Genomic DNA, 19,810 nt, shown 5'->3' on the forward strand with positions numbered 1-19,810 from the left:
CGCTCCAGCCGGGCGACCAGCTACGGTCCCCCCACTGACCCAGAATCTGGGCGCTCGGCAATCGGCCCGATTGGCCGCGGATCCGTCGCGCAGGGGGTTCCCTTTCTGGGCTTCGCAGAAATGAGAAAATTGGATAATGACTGTGGGAACCGGCGATTTCGAGTTGACCATGGACGAACTGCGAGTCGTGGCACGCTTTGTGGTGGAGGCAGCAGAGGAAGTGCTTCCGGTGTTTGAGGCCGCCCATCCAGATGACCCTCGGCCACGCGCGGCCGTCGACGCTGCGTGGGAGTTTGTCAACGGCGCAAAAAGGACCAACCTGCAGCGTGTCACAGCTTCAGACGCACACCGCGCCGCACGAGAAGCCGCCACCGAATCAGGACGGCTTGCCGCTCGCACCGCGGGCGACGCCGCAGCCGCCGCCTACCTGCACCCAATTGCGAAAGCCACTCAGGTGAGTCACATCCTGCGCGGTCCCGCAAGTGCGGCGCGTATCGCTGAGTTGGTCGCGGGTGACAATCCCGAGGTTGGCGACAACTTCGTTGCGCGAGCCAAAAACCACGCCACCCCAGGCCTGATTGATGTTCTCAGCCGTTATCCAAACGCACCAACGGGAAAGAGTCGCGTCGATCACCTTATGAGCAAGTTGGACTCCAAGCTACGCAAATCCCGCTGAGGGTTCCGCGAGCGGACACCTTACGGATGCTCCTGGACGTCGACGAGCCAGCCCTCCAGTGAGCGTCGGTGTTGCTCGGGCGGTAGGACAGCAAACTCTTCGTCGTCAGGTTCGGCGTCCTCATCGATGCGCAGCCGAACGCCCTGAGCCGGGGCCAACATCGCTGTATTCGCAACTGGCACGATCTCGATCATGTATCGAGAGGGCAAAGTCCCCAGGAACGCACCATTACCGAGGTCGCGGCCAACCATCGGCCACTCGTCGCCGTCCGCCGGCATGATCGATTCGTGCGGCGCGCCGTGGCCGGGCCGACGTAGCGACCGACGCTCGATGACGTCCTGCGTGACCGCGTGCACTGCAAGGACCCTGCCGCGCACACGATCGGTGAACTCTTCCTCATGGTGCGACTCCATCGCGTCCACCGTGGCCATGAGTTCCGGTCCGAGCATGTCAGCGAGACCAGCATGCGGCGTTCGCGTCTCGATACCGAAGTCGACCTCATCGCCGATGGCAAAAGCATCGCCGCAGCACGCCCATTCCCATTCCGTCAGCCACACGCGCGTCATAACCCCACGCTAGCCCAACGCCCAAACAGCGACTCGGCCTGCGCTTTAAGGGATCCACGACCGGAACGTTGCAGCTGTCCCGCTCAGGGTTCCTCTTACGGGCGCGCCATGAAGGATACTTCTTGGCATTAGAGTTCAGTTCATGATCGTTTGGCTCAACGGCACCCGTGGGGCGGGAAAGACGACGACGAGCGAGTTCGTGCAGCAATTACTGCCCGACGCGCGCGTCCTCGACGCTGAGAAGGTCGGCGAGGTGCTCATGGACATCAAGCCGGGACTTCCTGCAACGGACAACTTCCAGCACTGGGAGCCGTGGCGACCGCTCGTTGTCGAAACCGCTCGGCGCGTGCTCGAGTACACCGGAGGCACACTTGTGATGCCGATGACTGTCTTGGTCGAGAGCTACTGGCGGGAGATCAGCGGTGGTCTTACCGAGCACGGCATACCGATCCACCATTTCGTCCTCCACGCCGACCAGGCAACGCTCCGCGACCGCATACAGAACGACAAAGACCTCGGCCCCTCGACGTTCCGCTTCGCGTACTTGGAGCCATACGCCGAGGCAGCTCATACCTGGCTACACAAAGAAGCCGAGGTCATCGACACCACACACATCACAGCGGACCAAGCCGCGCAGCAGATCGCGGATTCAGTGCTTGATCGCTGAGAACGCGGGACATCCGGCATCCTTGATGCCTGGTGAAGGATCGCTTACCCAACCTCGCGGGAGCCTCGGGTATGCCCTTCCTGCAACGGTCCGCCGACGCTTTCGAGGACCTCCTGTGCGATGCGGCAGAGCTCCTCAGATGTTCGTGGAACTGACTCCGCCCACTGGACGAGACGCTTCGCAGTCGGATCTTGGAGATTCCCGAGGCGTCGCACCAGCCACTTGCCGCTCCCAAGCCAGCTGCGGTTGGCGAAGAGCAGCAGTTCCCCGGCGCGCGTGTAGACGTCCGCGATGATGGCGAACTCCTCTCCGGGATCCGGGCGTCCCTGGAGATCATCGATGGCTGCCGTGAGCCCGTATCGCAGGTCGGCTTTCTGTGTCGCGCCGATCGGCTCCGGGCCTGCGGCCATCACCCCTTGCGCACGGGCCTGCAGCAGCGCCGTTGCTCCGTTGTCAACCAGTGGGATGCCGCCAGCCCACATATCCAAGGCGACAGGCCGGCGCTGCTTCGCCTCCAAGGCGAACCACTCATCGATGCCCTCGGGGCCGTAGACAAACGATTCGACCAGCCAGCCGTCGTGTCTGAGCGTTTCTGCGAAGCTCGCCGGACGGTCGTCGTAGTAGACCACGATGTCGAGATCAGAAGTTCTGGTCCCGCGGCCGAGCGCGATGCTGCCGGCTAAAACGGACGCTGCCGCCTCGGGGTGTACCTTCCTGACGAATGCTTGAGCCGATTTGAGGGCCCCGTCCAGTGCCGAAGTCATGCCTTGAGCCTAGGGCGACACCAACGAGCGCCGCTGGGTCGAACCGTGAATGCGCCCGTTCACGGATCCTCTTTGGGGCAATCGTCCCGTACGGGGTTCCACCTGCGGGATTGACGACAGTCGCTTTGGGGGTCAGGGACAGACAGGCGTGAACGTTCGTGAGTCGTTCGGCGTTGAGCACTTCAGAACAGCCGTGTCACCTGAATCGATGCTCCGCGCGAACAGGATCAAGGTGACTGCCAAGACCATCAGGACGAGTGCAAGCACGCTCTTTGCGATCACTGGGCTCAGAAACCCCATCCTGTTCGCCGCCGCCGGACTCAGCATCGAACGCATCGGTATCCTGGCCGCCGTCTACCCGGCCGTTTGGGGAGCGGGCCAGCTGATCACCGGCGGGCTCTCCGACCGGATCGGCCGCAAATGGCTCATCGTCGGCGGGATGATCGTGCAAGCTGTCGCCTTGGGAATGGTCGCCGCCGGGGACAGTTTTGGCATCTGGCTGGCCGCCGCCATGCTCCTAGGGGCCGGCACAGCTATGGTCTACCCGACGCTGCTGGCCGCGATCGGAGATGTCGCTCACCCCGAATGGCGGGCCCGCTCGGTAGGCTCCTACCGGCTGTGGCGCGACGGCGGCTTCGCCGTCGGCGCGCTGCTCTCCGGCCTCCTCGCCGACGCCTTCGGCATCCCCACCGCCGTCGCCGCCGTCGCAGCCCTGACCGCCGCATCCGGAATCGTTGTTGCCGTGCGGATGCGCGGAGACGACCACCCCTGAGTGGGCATCACCTGCGCACGAGCGTGACGCTCGTGCGCAGCGCGTATCACACGGTCAAATCAGATTCCGGTCACCACCAACCAGCCCGGCCCGGCCCAAGATGGTGCAAAGAGCGGACGATCAGCGAGAGACAAGACTCAAAGCAACGGCGCCACCGACTTGGCGAGCTCTCTATGGTGGTATTCCCGTAAGACCCGTTATCCCGACATCGGCCTAGGACCTCCCGAGAAATAACGCGGTGAAGGCGGGGCGGCAAACGGACGCAGGGAAGCTGCCTATAACCCTGGGGATATGAGCAGTCTCACATCTCCCATATTTTGCCGATACGGATCGCCGGAATCTCTCTCTCGCCCCGCCTCAAGCTGGAAGCTGTCCTCCAGGGGCAGTTCAATGCTTCCTCAACCCCGTCCGAGCGTTGCAAGGAGGGGTTCGAGATCGGGGCTGGACTCGGACTCGGCTGACAGATGACGTTTGGTGCGCCGCCATGCACCGCGGCCCGCGATTGCGAGCAGCGCGGGCACGAGCACCAGCATCACTACGAGGGCGTACACGGCGACGGACATCGCCAGGCCGAAGCCGAACATCGTCACGGTGCGCTGGTCGTTGAGAATGAAGCTCCCGAAGACGACGACCATGACGGATGCCGCAGCCAGGATGACCCTGGCCGTCGCTGCCAGGCCGTTTTGGACTGCCCGGTCGGGATCTCCCGTGCGGGCGAGCTCCTCCTTGACGCGGCTAAGTAGGAACACGGTGTAATCGGTGGAAAGCCCGAACAGCACAGCGAAGAGCATTACCGGCACGAACGATTCCACTGGGCCGGAGGACACCCCGAGCAGGCCGGCGGGCCACCACCCCCATTGGAACACAGCGACGACGGGTCCGTAGGCGGCGCCGACAGCGAACAGGTTCATGATGACAGCCATGGCCGCGATGAACGGCGCCCGGAACTCGATCAAAAGAACGATGAAGGCCAGCACGACCACGATCAGGACGAACCAGCCGATCTGGGCCAGAAGCGTGTCGGCCAGGTCTATGCTCGTGGCTGTTGCCCCGCCTACGTGGGAGACCGCGTCCGGCAGCACGGTCTCGCGCAGGTCGTGCACCAGCGTTTCGGTGGCGGCGTCATCCGGCGAGCTGGTTGGGATCACCGTGTACAGCACGGTCGTCCCATTCTCGGCCAGCCGTGGGGGTGTGACAGCGCTGACGCCGTCCGTTGCCGCCAGTTGGGTGCGCACGGCCATGCTCGCGGCCTGGTTCTCGGCCGGCGTGGAGTCGGCGCCGAAGTCGACCGTGACCAAGAGCGGGCCGGCCCAGCCGGCACCGAAGCCGTCGACGATGAGGTCGTAGGCCTTGCGCTGGGTGGTGTCGGCGGCTTGGGATCCACCGTCTGCCGTACCGAGGCGCAGCGACAGCAGCGGCAGAGCCAGAATCGCCAGCACGAGCACGGCGGCCAGCGCCGAGACCCAGCGACGACGCTGGATGCCGCCGACCCAGCCGCGCCAGCCCGACGCGGGCTGCGTGTGGGGGGTGCTCGCGGCATCCGTCGTCAGGGCCGTCTTCTTGCCGATCTTGCGCACCCGGACGCGGTCCAGGTTCCGGCCGAAGATGGCCAGCAGCGCCGGCAGTAAGGTCACTGCGGCGAGCATCGTCGCGCTGACTACGATGGCGCTGGCGAGCCCGAGGGATGAGACGAATGGGATGCCGATGGCGTAGAGGCTGAGGATGGCGATGATCACCGTAGAAACTGGCGGATCGCGACAGCCAGCGCGTCAAGAGTTCGCGCAAGCGTTGACTCGGACTCGAAGCTCACTCGGCCCTTCAAGCTCCGAATCTTGTCTCGAAGGACGAAGACCGATTCTTGGACTTCGGACGGGAACTCGATGGCCATGTCATTGAAAAGTGCCCGTCGATCCTGTAACTCAACTAGCAGCTCATGTGCTTCGCGATGGTACATACGGTCTTGGCTAAGTATCAAAAGTGAGGCCTCAAGATCCTTTCCAACGAGCGAACGCAGCCGAGCCGTATGGGACTTCTTCCAGTCTTCTAGCAACGGCGAAGGGTACTCAGTGACATCAGCGTCGATGAGCTTGTGACAGTTTCTGCAGAGCCACACCCCATTAGCGCTCGAACCCAGATCGACCGGGGTCTTTGTGCCGGGCAAATTGACCACTCCGACGCGTGGTGGTCCGGAAATCGAAGCCGACGAAATGTGTGCTGCTTCCGCGATTGCCCGGGGACGACCCTCGTTCGTTTCAAATCCTGTGAGCCGAAGGCAGTCCGGATTCGAGCAGATATACATCGCCGTGCGCGCGATCTCATTCGCAACCGATGGCGAAAACTTGTTATTACTAACCATTGCTCAATGATTGCCCTGCTGCAGCACGATTAACGAACCGACACTCCTGACGCCGCAGCAATCTCGATACGTTGCGTTCAACAAACGGTCGGATACTGAACACCCTCTAGCCTGTAGCAATTACGCCCCCAGGGTCGCTCTAATCGTTCAAAAACCCGTTCGAAAACTGCTATTGTCGACACGAGTTGTTGAACACATTTAGCGAACGAGAGGTAGTCATGGCGCTAGTGGGCTTGGCGCGAGTGAGCACGACAAGGCAAGAGACGGCCCGACAGCATGATGCCCTTGACCCCATCTGCGTGAAGGTCTTCGAAGAAAAGGTCAGCGGCAAGCTCGCCGTAGCTGATCGTCCGGGGCTTCGAGAGGCACTCGACTATCTGCGGGACGGTGACATGCTCGCGGTCCAAGAGGTCGACCGGCTCGGCCGCAACCTTCTGGAGGGCTTGGTTGTCCTCACAGACCTGTTCGAGCGCGGCGTCGCCGTCAAGGTGCTCGAAGGCATCGCGGCGGGCGAGCACACCGAGCGCAGCCTCATCCTTGACCTCGCACTGGCGCTGGCTGAGGATCGCCGGCGCGACATCGTACGCAAGACGAAGAACGGTCTCGAGGCGGCCCGGAAGCGCGGCAAGGTCGGTGGTCGACCACGTGTCGTCGATGACGACAAGCGCCGAGTGATTCTCGCCCGCCATCTGGAGGATGAAGAGTCAGTGCGCACGATCGCCACAGCCACTGGACTCTCAATCGGAACTGTTCACAGCGTCATCGTCGAGCATCGCGCCACCGAACTCGCGGGTTCCAGCACGTGACCGGCGGTCCGAGCTCCCTACCCAACAGTGATGACGAACAGATCGGGATTCCTGAAGAACTCGAGATCGACTGTTGGGATCCAACGGAGGGTTACCGCACCTGCCCCCGAGTGCGGCCGCGACCCCGTGCCCTTCGCGACCCAGCACAGCTACAACGTTTGACGAGGCTATCCAGGCATCCCCGTGGGCTGTGGCGGTCGAGGCGCTGGAGTCCAACTAGTCACCAGACATTTGGCTAGATACCCCCGTGCTCGTTGAATTCTTCCTCGCCGCCTGCGAATCCGTCCCGGAACCATTAGGACCAGCGTGCTGCGCGGTGACTCTGTAGTGCACGAAGATCTCTATCTGCCACTCGAAGGTCTCCTGTCAGCAACCATTCCAACGTCAACACTAAATCACAACCATAGTGCGGAGCAGATACGTGCTGGCTAGTCCTTATCCCGAAAGATGAGCCAGATAATGAACAACGGAATACCCACCGGCGGCAGCAGGAAGCACAAGATAAACACCAAAGTTGAGTAGAACGGCGCGAGCTTGTAGATGATCGCTCCAATCCCCCACGCGATGAGCGACAGGAAAATGAACATCGCGAAGTTGTCCCCGATCCAGCCAAAAATCGACCCGAGGACCGAGGTGGTGTTCTGCACCGGAGCGCTTTCCAGGACCATCTTCAGCAGCCACCAAATACCCGCAATGATCCCGCCAACCACCGCGAGAGCGAGTAGGGCGAAGCCGACGATGTAGGTGTAATGGTTCGACAGCAAGAACGTCACCGGTCTGGTGATCTTCCACCAGAGCCGTCTCGCCTTAGACGGCTTCCAGAGCTGCGGCGGGTTGTTGTCGCGCCAGATAGCTGCCTCTTCCATCACGGCCGCATGGCGCGCATCATGCGCCTCCTGGTCTGCGGTTGCCTTCGCTCGGGCGGCTTTGAACTTGGCGGCAGATGCCGCCGGGGCCGGACTGAGGCGACGGTACACACCGGACGGTGTGCGGTTGAACATGTCGACGAACTTCTGCGCGAGTTCGCCTGTCGGGTCATTGGCCTCGCTGTACTTGTCGAAATGAATCGGAATGTTCTTGTACTTGAAGTCCAGCTTCGCGACAAATCTGGTCATGCCCAAGAAGTCGAATTTGGCTGATTCGTTGGCGTGTTCGAGGATGCGAGCCAATATTTCGGCTTGTTCGGGGTTGTCGAGGAGGTAGTCCTCCGTCTCGGGATGGTCAATGAGCGTTTGCGCTTTGGCTGGCGCGAGTGGCGCGAGTGGCGCGAGTGAATCTGGCATGTAGCCCCCAATGACTATTCGACCGTTTTGTCTCAACACATTATGAACTAGGCGGTGCCTTCGAATGGGCAGAAGGCCACGACAGCCCTCCACTGGACCGAGTGGGAACACCCAAGACTGCCTACGAACCCCGCATCTATTCCGCAGATTTGGAAATATGAGAAGACAGAAGATGGCAGCATAAAGCGGCTCTGATCAGCAGAATTCGAAGAGGCTGATAGCCCGCAGAAACCCCTGATAGAGCCGTACTCTTACTCGAAAGGTCACCGGATCGACGCCGGTCGGGGCCACCACCGCCACTCCCTAGGAAACTCACTTGTGAGTAACTCGGGGAGTGGCCTTTTTTTATGCTCGCCACTCTCACTCGACAATTTTGGGGGGTGTGGCGGGGTCGCAACCGCTCAAAGTTGTCCAGTGAGCGGCCAGCTAGGCTCGAATGATGACCACGCGCACCGTTCTGATCCTGCTCGACGTCGACGGGGTGCTCAACCCGCGGGTCGTCAACCAGAGGCTTGTGCTCGATCCACCCCGCGCAGAACTGGTGCGGCGGCTGGCCAAACTCGGATCCATCGTGTGGGCTACCACCTGGTCGCCGACACACACGTTTCACCTGACCCGGGATCTTGGCTTATCGTCGGACACCGAGGGCATCGCTTTTCCGCGCAATCTGCACTTCGACCCGTCAGCGCCCGCACCCACCGCGAAGCTGCACTGGGTCGCCCGCTGGCTGGCCAGGCAGGATCCGCAGCCCGACGCGGTGATCTGGATCGACGATATCCTGCGCCACGATGCCGTCGGCTGGGCCGACGCGCAGGCGCGGCCCACACTCCTGGTGCAGCCCGAGATGGACATCGGGCTCACGGCCGCGCACGTCGACGATGTGCGGCACTTCATCGAGGGCCTCGCTTCGTCCTGAGTGTTCAGTGCGCGCCGTCGACGAGCTTGAGCCCGACGATGCAGCCGATCAGGCCGAGCAGCAGGGCGATCTTCAGCCAGGACACGCTCGCATCCCCCGTGACCATCGCCCAGGTGACCGTGAGTGCCGCTCCGATGCCGACCCAGACGGCATAAGCCGTTCCGATCGGAATCTCCCGCATCGCCCAGGCCAGGCCGGTCATGCTGAGCGCGAGTGCCCCGCCGAAGATGACGGTCGGCCACAACTTGGTGAACCCCTCGGATTTACCAAGCGCCGTCGCCCAGACCGCTTCCAGAACTCCGGACACAATAAGCAGAATCCACGACATGACTAATACTCCTCGGCCAGTCTTGTCTTGTGCCGGGTACTGATCCGTCGTCCGGGGCCGCGCATCGCGACCTGCTTCGACCTTAGGCACAACCACTGTGCAAACGATGTGCAGAACCGCGTCCCGCCTCGAAACGGATGCCGCGGCATCCGTTTCGCGCGCCCGTCTGCTGCGCAGGCTGTCGTTTTCTGCTCGCGCGAGTGGCCGGCCAGCAGCACAAGCAATCAGCGACAGCTGTCGCATCATTGCACCGCGCAGCCGCGGCTACGGCGGCTAGGCCACGAACGCCCGGTAGGCCGCATCGTTTGCGCGCAGTACGCGCAGCACGTTCTCGGAGCCGAGCTTGGCGAGTTCGGCGTCGGTCCAGCCGCGCCGCTCGAGCTCGGTGAACAGGTTGGGGTAGTCCGCCACGGTGGCGAGCCCGACTGGCATGTCCGGGCAGCCGTCGAAGTCGCCACCGAGACCGATGTGATCGACTCCGGCCACGCTTCGGGCGTGCTCCACATGGTCAGCAACGTGCGCCACGGTGATCTGCGGCTTCTCCGCCACCGAACCGTTGTCTTCCCAGCGTCGATAGTCGGCCGAGATGAAGGCCGGCACGAAGGTGATCATCTGAACGCCGCCGTTGGCGGCGAGCTGACTGAGAATCGCATCGGGCACGTTGCGAGGGTGCGGGTTCAGGGCATAGCACGAAGAGTGGCTGAAGAGAACGGGGAGCGTTGAGGCATCGAGGGCGTCCTGCATGGTGGCAGCCGAAACATGGGACAGGTCGACCATCATTCCGATGCGGTTCATCTCGGCGATGACGACCCGGCCACGCTCGTTGATGCCGTCGTGGGTCACCTCGCCGGCAGCCGCGTCGGCCCACTCGGTTGACGAGTTCCAGGTGAGCGTCATATAACGCACGCCCAACCGGGCGTACTCGCGCAGTACCGCGAGAGAGTTGTTCATCTGGTTGCCGCCCTCAACCCCGAGGAGCGATGCAATTTTTCCGCCGTGCCGTGCACGCTCAACGTCGTCGGCGGTGACGGCCCGCTCGAAATCGTCGGGGTAGGCGGCAATCAGGCGGTGAATAAAGTCGATCTGCTCCAGCGTCGCCTGCACCGAATCGGTGCCCTCAAGGTCGGTGTGCACCCACACCGACCAGAACTGCCCCTGCACACCTCCGCGCCGTAATTTGGGGACATCCGTTTGCAAATGATTGCGGGCAGAATCCTGCTCGGAGTCCAGCCCGGCAACGGAATAGTCTCTATGCTCGCGGCATGCCCAGGCGAGGTCGTTATGCCCGTCAATAACGTCAAATTTCGGTTTTCTTACGGTCATGTGAACTCTTCCCGGCAATCGGTGCGAAATACCAGCCTAGGACCCTCACCATCGGGCATTTAATGCGCTCGAGCCGGTTTGCCCCCTGGCAGTGCCTGCCTGATTTCTACCCGCAATTCCGGGCCTGACAGGGACGTCGGCCGCTCTCAGGGTGAACACGCCCAAATAGGTCCCCCCATACAGGGCATTTTGACCCCCATTAAGGTTACAGCGCCGCCGACTTGAAACGGGGTAGTCTCTGCCAGTAAGTTGCTGAGAAAGAATCATCTTCATCCGCCGCGCCCCATCGAACGACAAGTGCCAGCATCGCCGCCTTGTCACTATGACCACCTGTTCCTGTAAACCCGACTGCAGGGAATGAAAACGTGACATTTATTCCACCCCGCCGAACCACCCCCAGAACCCGCGACACGCGCCCTCGCACCACAACCACGACGACACCCGGCACCACTTCCAGTTCGATCGCAGGGGGGAATGACGCATGAGTGAATCAGATTCGCCCGCCTCTTTCACGCAATCCCTGCCCCTTCGGCGTACCGCCAAACTCCGACTCGTTGACCAGACAGCGTCCGCGCCGGCCGACATCGCGGTGGACACCCCCTCGTCAGGGCTGATTTGGGCTCGGCGGTACCGCACCAAGCTGCGACTGACCGATGTCGTAGTCATTATTCTCGCGGTCGGTAGCGCACTGGTCTTTCGGTTCGGCGTGGACGGCATTCCGGCCGTTCCTGGATCGTTCAGCGCCAACTACTGGCTCGTGTCGCTGCTCATCGTGGCGACCTGGCTCACAACCCTCGAGCTCTTCCATACCAGGGACTCCCGCGTCGTGGGTGTTGGAGCGAGCGAGTACAAACAGGTCATCAACGCCAGCGCCGTGACCTTCGGCATGCTGGCCATCGTTTTTCTGATCGTTCACATCGATATCGCCCGGCTCTATTTCGTGCTGGCGCTTCCTATCGGAATTGTTGCGCTCGTTCTCGAACGGTGGCTGTGGCGCAAGTGGCTGCTGCACCAGCGCAGGTTCGGCCACTACCTCTCCCGCGTGATCGTCGTCGGCAATCGCGACGACGTGGAATACGTGGTCAGCCAGATCGACACCAAGTCCGGAGCCGCGTACTACATCGTCGGCGCAGCTCTGGAAGACGGCATTGGTGACGAGATCTCGGCCGGCGAACGCATAGTGCCGATCGTGTCCGATTTCGAGCATGTCGCCGCGGCGGCCGCTGCCATGGGCGTCGACACGGTCATCGTTGCTGGGCAGCCCAGCGGCGGCAGTTCCTACATTCGCAACCTGGGTTGGGACCTCGAGGGCACCTCCGCGGAGCTTGTTCTGTCGAGCCGGCTAACGGATGTCGCTGGTCCCCGCATCCACTTTCGTCCGGTCGACGGCCTCCCGCTGATCCATGTCGAAATCCCCCGGTTCGAGGGGGGCCGCCACGCCCTCAAGCGCACTCTGGACATCGTAACGACGGCTGCCGCGATCGTGTTCTTGCTGCCCGTGCTCGCCGTGATCGCCGTACTCATCAAACTCGACAGCCCGGGCCCGGTCCTCTTTCGGCAGGAACGGTGCGGCCGCAACGGACAGACCTTCCGCATGATCAAATTCCGCTCGATGGTGCAGACCGCTGAGGACGACCTGGCTGGCCTGCTCGACCAGAACGAGGCATCCGGGGTGCTGTTCAAGATTCGCAATGACCCTCGGATCACCAAGATCGGCCGCGTGCTGCGCAAGTACTCGCTCGATGAGCTGCCTCAGCTGTGGAATATCTTCGTTGGCGAGATGAGCTTGGTCGGGCCACGCCCGCCGCTGCCCGAAGAAGTTCAGGTCTACGAAACCCACGTGCACCGCCGCCTGTACATCAAGCCCGGCCTGACCGGCATGTGGCAGGTCAACGGGCGGTCCAATCTCAGCTGGGAAGACAGCGTCCGGCTCGACCTGTACTACGTCGAGAACTGGTCCCTGACCGGCGACCTGATGATCATTTGGCGCACCTTTAAGACCGTCATTCAACCAGTAGGGGCATATTGACATGACCGCGGGCATCGAACACACTGCGCCCACCAGCCACCGGCGTCTGAGCATCGCAATGATCGGTACCCGCGGCGTTCCCGCAGCCTACGGCGGTTTTGAAACGGCCGTCGAGGAGATTGGTCGGCGACTCGTTGACCGCGGCCACGACGTGACCGTCTATTGTCGCCGCACGACCCAGCCGGTGCCGAAAGAGTACCTCGGCATGAAACTGGTCGAGCTGCCGGCGCTGCGCCACAAGATTCTCGAGACCCTGAGCCACACCGGGTTGTCGGTTCTGCACGCGACCCTGCACCGTCCGGCCGATGTCGCGTTCGTGTTCAATGCCGCCAACGCTCCGTTCGTTCCGCTGCTGCGCCTGCGCGGCATCCCGAGCGTCGTGCACGTCGACGGACTCGAATGGAAGCGCGACAAATGGGGCGGCGCCGGTCGCCGCTACTACCGCTGGGCCGAGGAAGTCTCGGTGCGCGAAGCGGATGCCCTCATCGCCGACGCGCAGGGAATCGTCGACTACTACCGGGACGAGTTTTCCATCCCGACCGAACTGATCTCCTACGGCACCCGAATTCTGCACGACACCCCGACTGATCGGCTCGCCGAACTCGGACTCCGCCCCGGCGGCTACCACCTCGTCGTCGCCCGGTTTGAACCGGAAAACCACGTCGACATCATTGTCGAGGGATATCGCGCGAGCGACGCGCGCCTCCCGCTGGTTGTCGTTGGCTCCGCGCCCTACGCGGCCGGCCACACCAACCGCATCAGTGACTTGGCCACATCCGATTCCCGCATTCGCATGCTGGGCAGTGTGTGGGACCAGAATCAGCTGGACCAGCTCTATACGCACGCCGCCACCTACGTGCACGGCCACTCGGTGGGCGGTACGAATCCGTCGCTGCTGCGGGCGATGGGTGCCGGAACCAAGGTCATCGCGTGGGACGTCGTGTTCAATCGTGAGGTCCTCGGCAGCGATGGCGCCTACTTCTCGCGGGCCGATTCTCTCAGTGGCCTGATCGAAGATTCCGAGCTGAACCCCGAGCAGGTCGCCGCGGTCGCGGCGGCGCTGCAACAGCGGGCCGAGCAGTTGTACAACTGGGACAGCGTCGCGGCCAGCTACGAAAGACTCGCTCGGCGGGTGGCCGTAGGCTACAGCACCCATCACCAGAGCAGCGGCCGGGCTGGAGTCTCAACGTGGAGCCTTCCCGACAGCATGAAACGCCAACCGTCAACCGCACCGTCCAGGGGGATCACCTCATGACCAGTACCCCGGCCCACGCCACTGCCTCGACGGAAACGTACTTTGACACCGTGCGTCGTTTGTCGTCCGCCCAGAAGACGGCGGCCCGCGGTGCCCCGCCCTACTCCGTCTATGTCAACCGCCGGGTTGGTCGCTACCTCGCGGCGGGCGCGTTTCGCTTAGGCCTGACTCCAAACAACGTCACGGCGATCAGTGCCGGCTTCACGTTCTGCGCGATCGGGCTGCTCGCGATCGGTGAGCCCAGTTGGTGGCTTGGACTCGTCGTGTGGCTGTTGCTGGCCATCGGGTACGCCTTCGACTCGGCCGACGGCCAGGTCGCGCGTCTGCGTGGTGGAGGCTCCCCCTCGGGCGAATGGCTCGACCACGTCGTTGACTCCATCAAGATCTCAACGCTGCACCTCGCGGTGCTCATTACGATGTTCACGCACTTTCCTCTGTCGAGCTCGATCTCGCTGCTCGTGCCGATCGGGTTTGCGGCCGTGGCCGCCGTGTCGTTCTTCGCCATGATCCTGAACGATCTGCTCAAAGCCAAGCACGCGCCAACGGCCGCCCTCTCCGCTGCCCCCCGCACCGTGGTGCGGTCGCTTCTTGGTCTTCCCACCGACTACGGTGTGCTTTGCCTCTCCTTCGTGCTGCTGGGCGCTCCGTTGGCCTTTTTCGGCTTGTATACCCTTCTCTTTGTCGCCAACGCGCTGTATCTCGCACTGGCGCTGGGTAAATGGTTTCGCGACATGACAGCGCTGGGTCGAGTGGACGTCGCGCGACCGTAGTCAGGCATCCGCTGCCCTCAGGCGCCAGCTCTGCCGTGTGCCCCCTTCTGGGGATGCTCCCTCCCGCATTCAGAGGTGAGTTTTGGTCATCTTGATTGTAGTGTGGGCGCAACCGGACGGAGAATGCTGTGGAACCAATCGACTATCTGAGGACCATCACGAGACGGTGGCTGCTCATTGTCATCGTGGGCATCCTCGGTGGGGCAGCCGGGTGGGGCTACGCGGCCACCCTGCCAGCCCAGTATCAGGCCACGAACAGCGTGTTCGTCACGAGCGATCGAGGTGAGACCACGAGCGAACTTCTGCAAACGTCGACGTTCACGCAGAACCTCGTGCAGTCCTACGCACAGTTGGCGACGACGCCGACAGTGCTCGACCCGGTCATCAGCCGGCTCGGGTTGAACGTCTCCAGCCAGGCCCTCGCCGCGCGCGTGAGCGCCGTCACTCCCCTGAACACGGTATTCATCAATATCACCGTCACCAGTCGGTCGGCCCAGCAGTCCGTCGACCTGGCCGACGCAGTTTCCCAGTCGCTCGCCAACACGGTCGAGAGCCTGGCCCCGAAGGGCCCCGATAACCTGCCGTCGATCACGGTCAAGACCGTCTCGCCCGCGCAGCTCCCCGGCGGTCCGTTCGCACCGAATACGCAGCTCATAGTTCTGACCGGCCTCCTGCTCGGGTTCGGCCTGGGCGTGCTGTATGCCCTGGCCCGTGAGGTGTTCGACACCCGGGTGAGTACGGAAAAGGACCTCGACCGGGTCTCCTCCGATCCGCTGCTGGGTATGGTCGGCTACAAACGCAGAAGCGACCCGGCCGGTCTGGTGATGCGGGTCATGCCGCACAGCGCACTCGCTGAGTCGTACCGCCGGGTGCGGGCCAACCTGGAATTCATCGACGTGGACCGCCCGCCGCGCAGCGCTGTCGTCACGTCGGCGGTCTCCAGGGATGGAAAATCCACCACAGCGATCAACCTGGCCCTCGCCATGGCTGAACGGTCGTCGCGCGTACTCCTGATCGATGCCGACCTTCGACGTCCGTCGATTGCCGAGCTCTGCGACCTCGAAGGCGACGTGGGCCTCACCACCATCCTGCTCGGCGATGTCGGGCCCGAGGACGCCATCGTGCGCTGGTCGGACGGCCTCGACGTGCTGCCATCCGGCGCCGTACCGCCCAACCCCGGGCAGGTACTCGGTTCGGACGCGATGAAGACCCTGATGAAGACCCTGCTGCAGGACTACGACTTCATCGTCATTGATTCCCCGCCCCTGCTTCCAGCAACGGATGCCCTCGGCCTGTCTCACCTCACCGATGGCGCCATCGTCGTTGCCCGGTACAAGTCGACCACCCGCCAGCAGCTCGCCACCACTCTCGAGTCCCTCGAAGCGGTCAATGCGCGCATTCTGGGCATCGTCCTCAACCAGGTGCGCGAGCGCCGGGCCGAGGTCTACTACGGCCCGCTCGCCGCGGTAACCGGCCCGAGCGTGCCACCATCGGTGCCAGCCAACCGGGTCACGGCCACGCGGGCACCGCGCACATCCTTCGACGAAGCTGGCCGCCGCAACTCGCGGTCGTCGGAATCGACGCGGTCGTCATAGTGCGGGTCCTCCAGTCGTTTCCGAAGGGTCGATCCACCACCAATCCTTACCTTGTGCAACTCGACCGGGGACTGCGCGAGCACGTTCAGGTCGACGGTTTCTCCTGGTGGCGCGCCCTGACGGCACCGTACGACGTGTTCCATGTGCATTGGCCGGAGATTCTGCTGCAGGGGCGCACTCCCGCGCGTGCGCTCGCGCGGCGAGCGCTGTTTTCGCTCCTGCTGACGCGGCTGCGGTTGCGGAGCACCGCGGTGGTGCGCACCCTGCACAACCTGCGCAGTCACGAAATGCAATCCCCGCGTGACCGGCGACTGATGGAGCTCTTCGACCGCCGCACGACCGTGTGGATTCGGCTCAATTCCTTCACGCCGGTGCCGGCTGGCGCCCTCGAACGCACCATAGCGCACGGCGACTATCGCGACTGGTTCGCCCAATACCCGAGCCCACCGACCGTTCCCGGCCGCGTTTTGTATTTCGGACTGATCCGCCCCTATAAAGGAATCGACACGTTGATCAGCGCGTTCAGCACCGAAACGGATGCCGCCGCCTCAGCCGCGACCCTGCGAATCGTCGGTGCACCCCAGACCCCCCAACTTGCCCACAATCTCGAGTCTCTAGCTGCCGCCGACTCACGCATCACGTTCAGCTTCGGGTACGCGAGCGATGCGGCCCTGTCGCGCGAGATCGGAGAGGCCGAATTGGTCGTGCTCCCTTATCAAGAGATGCACAATTCGGGGGCCGCTATTCTGGCCCTGTCGCTGTGCCGCCCGGTCCTGGTGCCACAGAACAGCGTGACCGATGCCCTGGCGAGCGAAGCGGGCGGTGACTGGGTATCGACCTACCCCGGCGCGCTCTCCGCTCAGAACCTCAAAAACGCGGTCGCTGCCGCACGGCGCCGACACGACACCGAGCGTCCAGACCTCTCGGCCCGAGCCTGGCCGGCCGGTCTGGCCGCGCACCTGGAAGCCTATGAGTGCGCAGTGCGCGCCGCTCGATCGCGCTAACCGATCGCACTGACCGATCGCGCAGACCGATTCGACGGCGGCTAGCTCGCCCCGGCGAACAACCAGGCGTCGGCGGCCAGCCGCCCGTCAACGGCCGGAAGATCGGCCACCAGGCTGGCAGCAGTTGCGCCCCCGCGCTTCTGCAGGGCGTGCACCACGGAATCCGCCAACGCAGACGAGGGAGCCCCTGGCGCGACCACGTCATGCCCGTGCTCGCTGAGCCACCGGGCCAGGCCGGTTTCCGAGGTGGTCACGATGTTGCACCCGTGCGCGAGGCCCTCCACAATGGGCAGGCCAATTTGCTCTCGCCAGGTGGCGGTCGGCTGCGAAAGAAGGGCGAGAACACTGGCGCCGCGCAGGTGCCGGTGTATCTCACTCCGCGGTGGGTCGATAACCAGCGCGATCGTGGGGTCCTGCTCCGCCGCCTGGCGCGCCCGGTCCTCGAGTGCCCCTTTCCCGATGATGGTCAGGCGGGCGGTCGGGACCCGAGCGGTGACGCTTGGCCAGGCCTCGAGCAGGTCGAGAAAACCCTTGCGGGCCACGAGTGCTCCGAGAAAGACCACGCGCGGCTCGTTTGGACCGTCACCGGCGGGGCAGGTACAGGGCGCTGGCAACGCCGGAATCACGGTGGTCGTGAGTCCCCCGGGCCGGTGGCGCATGGCGCTCCCGTAGGTGACCCTCGCTGCATCCGTTCCAAAGGCGATTCGATCGGTGTGTCGCCAGACGAACCGCGACAGACGGCTGGTGGCGAAGCGTCGCAGTTGTCCCTCTCCTCCGACCGGGCGCCGAAGCGGATTCGAATTCTCCATGGCGTAGCTGACAATTGTCGCGCCGGGGCCACCGAGCAGCGACCTCGCCCGCAACCCAATGATGGCCAGCGAGCTGCCCCACACGCTCGAGAGCATCAGCGGTTCATTGATCTCCAGCGTCGTCACCTCCGACCGGGCCAGCAGCCAGGCAGCCCGCACTGGCGCGGCTTGAATAACCGTGAGTCCATCGACGAGGGATTCCTGAAAGTCATACCTTTTGACCCGAAAGAGAATGGTGGCCTCCGGCAGCAGATGCGCGCGTTCGAGATAGGCGCTGCGCAACGTTCGATACAGCCGCGCCCGCGAGGTCACGATGTGCATCAAGTCAGTCCTCTGGTCGCCATTAGTGCGATGGTTCAGCAATCAGATCGTCGAAGGTCGCGGTCATCGGGCTCAAGGTTGCCGACGCGCTGACGTAGAAGGCGAGTCCGATTGAGCCGGCCTGCTGGAGCGCAGCGGTAGAATCCGTCGCGCTCACCTGCCACGCCTCGGGAACAGCATCCCCCAGCTTCCACACCATGGCCTTGAGGGTTGTCGGCGAAGTGCCGGTCACCTGCAGTCGGAGTTTCAGCTGGTCGCCCGCCGCATAGCTGAGCCCAGGGACCGTCAAGTACTTCAGACTCGTCGCCCCACGCATCAGCTGCACCTGCACCGCCCCCGACGCGAGCAGTTTCGCGCGGGCCCGGTAGTCATTGCCCTCCACCCGACGCCCGATGGCCGACAGGTAGGTACCACCGCCGGTCACGGCCTGTTGCGTCCCCATGCTCACGGTCAGGTCGGTATCAACGGATGTCGCACCAGGGAGGTAGGCGTTGACCGTCTGACCGGCTGCTGCCTGAAGCTTACCCACACCGTCACCGACCGAATAGTTCGCCGTTGACCCCGTCGTGGTCCACGGCCCAGCGATATCGGCCGAGCCCAGGCCCCTCGTGATCGTGCGGCCGAAGGCATCCCCGGCGAACGCCGTGATCGGCGGCGCCGGTGGGTCGGTGGCCACAATGGTCTGCGTGTCGCTGGCGGTCGCGCCGGCGGTGTCGGTGACCGTGAGCACGACCTCGTACATTCCCGCACCGGGGTAGGTGTGCGTTGCCGTTGCAGTCGCCGCCCTTTCGGTCGTTCCATCGCCCCAGGCCCAGGCATACTGTGCGTTGACCGCGCCCCCGTCTGGCTGACCGGTCCAGGTGCCGAGGGCGCCGTTGGACGTCGCGAACGAGGCCGTCATGGTGCGGGATTGACCGCTGGCGACGGTGAACGTTCCCCCCGCGTAAACCGTGTTCCCGAAGATTCCCAACGCCTTGACCTGGGCATTTACTACCGGCTTCCAGGACGAGACCAGGGCGCCCGTACCGGTGTCGAAGGCCGCCAGTCGGAAACGAGTTTCTGAACCGACCTTGGTGAAGCCTCCTCCGGCGTACACTCGAGTGCCGTCGGCGGAGGCGACCAGGGCACGAACAGCCCCGTTGACGTTGGGATTGAACGAGGTGATCAGTTTTCCGGTGGTGAGGTTGTAGGCGAGCAGGTTGTTGCGCACGACTTCATTGACGCCGCGGGCAGAACCAGCCGGCCGGGACCGGGTGAATTCCCCGCCGACGTAGACGGTGTCCCCCACAATCAGCTGCGCCCAGACCACGCCGTTGATCTGCGTGGTCGGCAGCGAATCGGCAGAAACCGTCACCGGAGTGGCGGCATCGGCCGGGGCAGAATCGGCCAGCGCAACCGAGGGGGCGCTGAGAACCGCGGCGACCACGGCCACGACCGTGGCGAGCCCGACCCAGCCCGCCCGTGCCAAACGGGCCAGGCGCGGGCTGGGATTGTCCGCAACAGAACGGCGCGGAAGAACGAACACGGGAGTAGCCACCAGGAGGCCTCACTTAGGGTTTGGACCGCAGCC

General features: G+C 63.6%; 19 protein-coding genes, 1 pseudogene and 1 riboswitch. Of the genes and pseudogenes, 11 read left to right on the forward strand and 9 right to left on the reverse strand.

Going from position 1 to position 19,810, the window contains the following annotated elements; translation table 11 throughout:
* Positions 1 to 142: 142 nt before the first annotated feature.
* Entirely contained in the window at positions 143 to 676 is a 534-nt protein-coding gene (locus BLS91_RS16955; protein WP_198412738.1) for a putative immunity protein, read from the forward strand.
* 20 nt (positions 677 to 696) lie between these two features.
* Here the strand turns inward: BLS91_RS16955 and BLS91_RS16960 are convergent, their stop codons facing one another.
* Positions 697 to 1,242, reverse strand: a complete 546-nt coding sequence (locus tag BLS91_RS16960; RefSeq protein WP_092341939.1) for a DUF6578 domain-containing protein — start codon at positions 1,240 to 1,242, stop codon at positions 697 to 699.
* Between the two features lie 142 nt (positions 1,243 to 1,384).
* On the opposite strand from BLS91_RS16960, the gene BLS91_RS16965 reads away from it, so the two are divergent.
* Positions 1,385 to 1,909 (forward strand): P-loop nucleotide/nucleoside kinase family protein, encoded by a 525-nt coding sequence (locus BLS91_RS16965; RefSeq protein WP_092341940.1) that lies wholly within the window; start codon positions 1,385 to 1,387, stop codon positions 1,907 to 1,909.
* A 44-nt stretch (positions 1,910 to 1,953) separates the two neighbouring features.
* Here BLS91_RS16965 and BLS91_RS16970 read toward each other — a convergent pair whose 3' ends face one another.
* Complete coding sequence (locus tag BLS91_RS16970) at positions 1,954 to 2,673, reverse strand: nucleotidyltransferase domain-containing protein (RefSeq protein ID WP_092341941.1); 720 nt, start codon at positions 2,671 to 2,673, stop codon at positions 1,954 to 1,956.
* Between the two features lie 295 nt (positions 2,674 to 2,968).
* Between BLS91_RS16970 and BLS91_RS16975 the strand changes: the two are divergent.
* A pseudogene (locus BLS91_RS16975) lies at positions 2,969 to 3,445 on the forward strand (MFS transporter); the annotation flags it as partial.
* Positions 3,446 to 3,843: 398 nt separating this feature from the next.
* Here the strand turns inward: BLS91_RS16975 and BLS91_RS16980 are convergent.
* Together BLS91_RS16980 and BLS91_RS19755 are read right to left on the reverse strand one after the other, a co-directional pair.
* Positions 3,844 to 5,181, reverse strand: coding sequence for an MMPL family transporter (locus BLS91_RS16980; RefSeq protein WP_092341942.1), 1,338 nt, complete (start codon positions 5,179 to 5,181; stop codon positions 3,844 to 3,846).
* Positions 5,178 to 5,801 (reverse strand): HNH endonuclease, encoded by a 624-nt coding sequence (locus BLS91_RS19755; protein ID WP_134505181.1) that lies wholly within the window; start codon positions 5,799 to 5,801, stop codon positions 5,178 to 5,180. Before BLS91_RS19755 ends, BLS91_RS16980 begins: the two co-directional genes overlap by 4 nt.
* 218 nt (positions 5,802 to 6,019) lie before the next feature.
* On the opposite strand from BLS91_RS19755, the gene BLS91_RS16990 reads away from it, so the two are divergent.
* Entirely contained in the window at positions 6,020 to 6,607 is a 588-nt protein-coding gene (locus tag BLS91_RS16990) for a recombinase family protein (RefSeq protein WP_092341944.1), read from the forward strand.
* A 428-nt stretch (positions 6,608 to 7,035) separates the two neighbouring features.
* Here the strand turns inward: BLS91_RS16990 and BLS91_RS16995 are convergent, their stop codons facing one another.
* Positions 7,036 to 7,929, reverse strand: coding sequence for a hypothetical protein (locus tag BLS91_RS16995; protein WP_139165826.1), 894 nt, complete (start codon positions 7,927 to 7,929; stop codon positions 7,036 to 7,038).
* Positions 7,930 to 8,329: 400 nt separating this feature from the next.
* Between BLS91_RS16995 and BLS91_RS17000 the strand changes: the two genes are divergently transcribed.
* A complete protein-coding gene (locus BLS91_RS17000) occupies positions 8,330 to 8,806 on the forward strand; it encodes an HAD domain-containing protein (RefSeq protein WP_134505182.1) in 477 nt (158 codons plus the stop codon).
* Between the two features lie 4 nt (positions 8,807 to 8,810).
* On the opposite strand, the gene BLS91_RS17005 is transcribed toward BLS91_RS17000, so the two are convergent.
* Positions 8,811 to 9,134, reverse strand: coding sequence for a DMT family transporter (locus BLS91_RS17005; protein ID WP_092341947.1), 324 nt, complete (start codon positions 9,132 to 9,134; stop codon positions 8,811 to 8,813).
* A gap of 11 nt (positions 9,135 to 9,145) precedes the next feature.
* Positions 9,146 to 9,209: riboswitch (guanidine-III (ykkC-III) riboswitch) on the reverse strand.
* 31 nt (positions 9,210 to 9,240) lie between these two features.
* Between BLS91_RS17005 and BLS91_RS20055 the strand changes: the two genes are divergently transcribed.
* Positions 9,241 to 9,411: a hypothetical protein gene (locus BLS91_RS20055; protein WP_159433894.1), complete on the forward strand. Its 171-nt coding sequence runs from the start codon at positions 9,241 to 9,243 to the stop codon at positions 9,409 to 9,411.
* Here the strand turns inward: BLS91_RS20055 and BLS91_RS17010 are convergent.
* On the reverse strand, positions 9,408 to 10,457 hold the full coding sequence (locus BLS91_RS17010; protein ID WP_092341948.1) for a dipeptidase: 1,050 nt from the start codon (positions 10,455 to 10,457) through the stop codon (positions 9,408 to 9,410). The genes BLS91_RS20055 and BLS91_RS17010 overlap by 4 nt on opposite strands.
* Before the next feature lie 481 nt (positions 10,458 to 10,938).
* Here BLS91_RS17010 and BLS91_RS17015 point away from each other — a divergent pair, with 481 nt between their 5' ends.
* The 5 genes from BLS91_RS17015 (at position 10,939) to BLS91_RS17035 (ending at position 17,110) form a co-directional block, all read left to right on the forward strand.
* The gene (locus tag BLS91_RS17015) at positions 10,939 to 12,486 is read left to right on the forward strand and encodes a sugar transferase (protein ID WP_092341949.1); all 1,548 of its coding nucleotides are present in this window, start codon (positions 10,939 to 10,941) and stop codon (positions 12,484 to 12,486) included.
* Between the two features lies 1 nt (position 12,487).
* A complete protein-coding gene (locus BLS91_RS17020; RefSeq protein ID WP_198412737.1) occupies positions 12,488 to 13,741 on the forward strand; it encodes a DUF1972 domain-containing protein in 1,254 nt (417 codons plus the stop codon).
* Positions 13,738 to 14,511, forward strand: a complete 774-nt coding sequence (locus BLS91_RS17025) for a CDP-alcohol phosphatidyltransferase family protein (protein WP_092341950.1) — start codon at positions 13,738 to 13,740, stop codon at positions 14,509 to 14,511. Before BLS91_RS17020 ends, BLS91_RS17025 begins: the two co-directional genes overlap by 4 nt.
* Positions 14,512 to 14,639: 128 nt before the next feature.
* Positions 14,640 to 16,106: a tyrosine-protein kinase domain-containing protein gene (locus BLS91_RS17030; protein WP_092341951.1), complete on the forward strand. Its 1,467-nt coding sequence runs from the start codon at positions 14,640 to 14,642 to the stop codon at positions 16,104 to 16,106.
* A 53-nt stretch (positions 16,107 to 16,159) separates the two neighbouring features.
* Positions 16,160 to 17,110, forward strand: coding sequence for a glycosyltransferase (locus BLS91_RS17035; RefSeq protein ID WP_134505183.1), 951 nt, complete (start codon positions 16,160 to 16,162; stop codon positions 17,108 to 17,110).
* Between the two features lie 41 nt (positions 17,111 to 17,151).
* Here BLS91_RS17035 and BLS91_RS17040 read toward each other — a convergent pair whose 3' ends face one another.
* Positions 17,152 to 18,240 carry a glycosyltransferase family 4 protein gene (locus tag BLS91_RS17040; RefSeq protein WP_092341953.1) on the reverse strand — a complete coding sequence of 363 codons (1,089 nt, stop codon included), beginning with the start codon at positions 18,238 to 18,240 and terminating at the stop codon, positions 17,152 to 17,154.
* Between the two features lie 22 nt (positions 18,241 to 18,262).
* A complete protein-coding gene (locus BLS91_RS17045) occupies positions 18,263 to 19,777 on the reverse strand; it encodes a PKD domain-containing protein (protein WP_233197187.1) in 1,515 nt (504 codons plus the stop codon).
* Positions 19,778 to 19,810 lie beyond the last annotated feature (33 nt).

It is taken from the genome of Cryobacterium flavum, assembly GCF_900103805.1.
GTDB classification, from domain to species: domain Bacteria; phylum Actinomycetota; class Actinomycetes; order Actinomycetales; family Microbacteriaceae; genus Cryobacterium; species Cryobacterium flavum.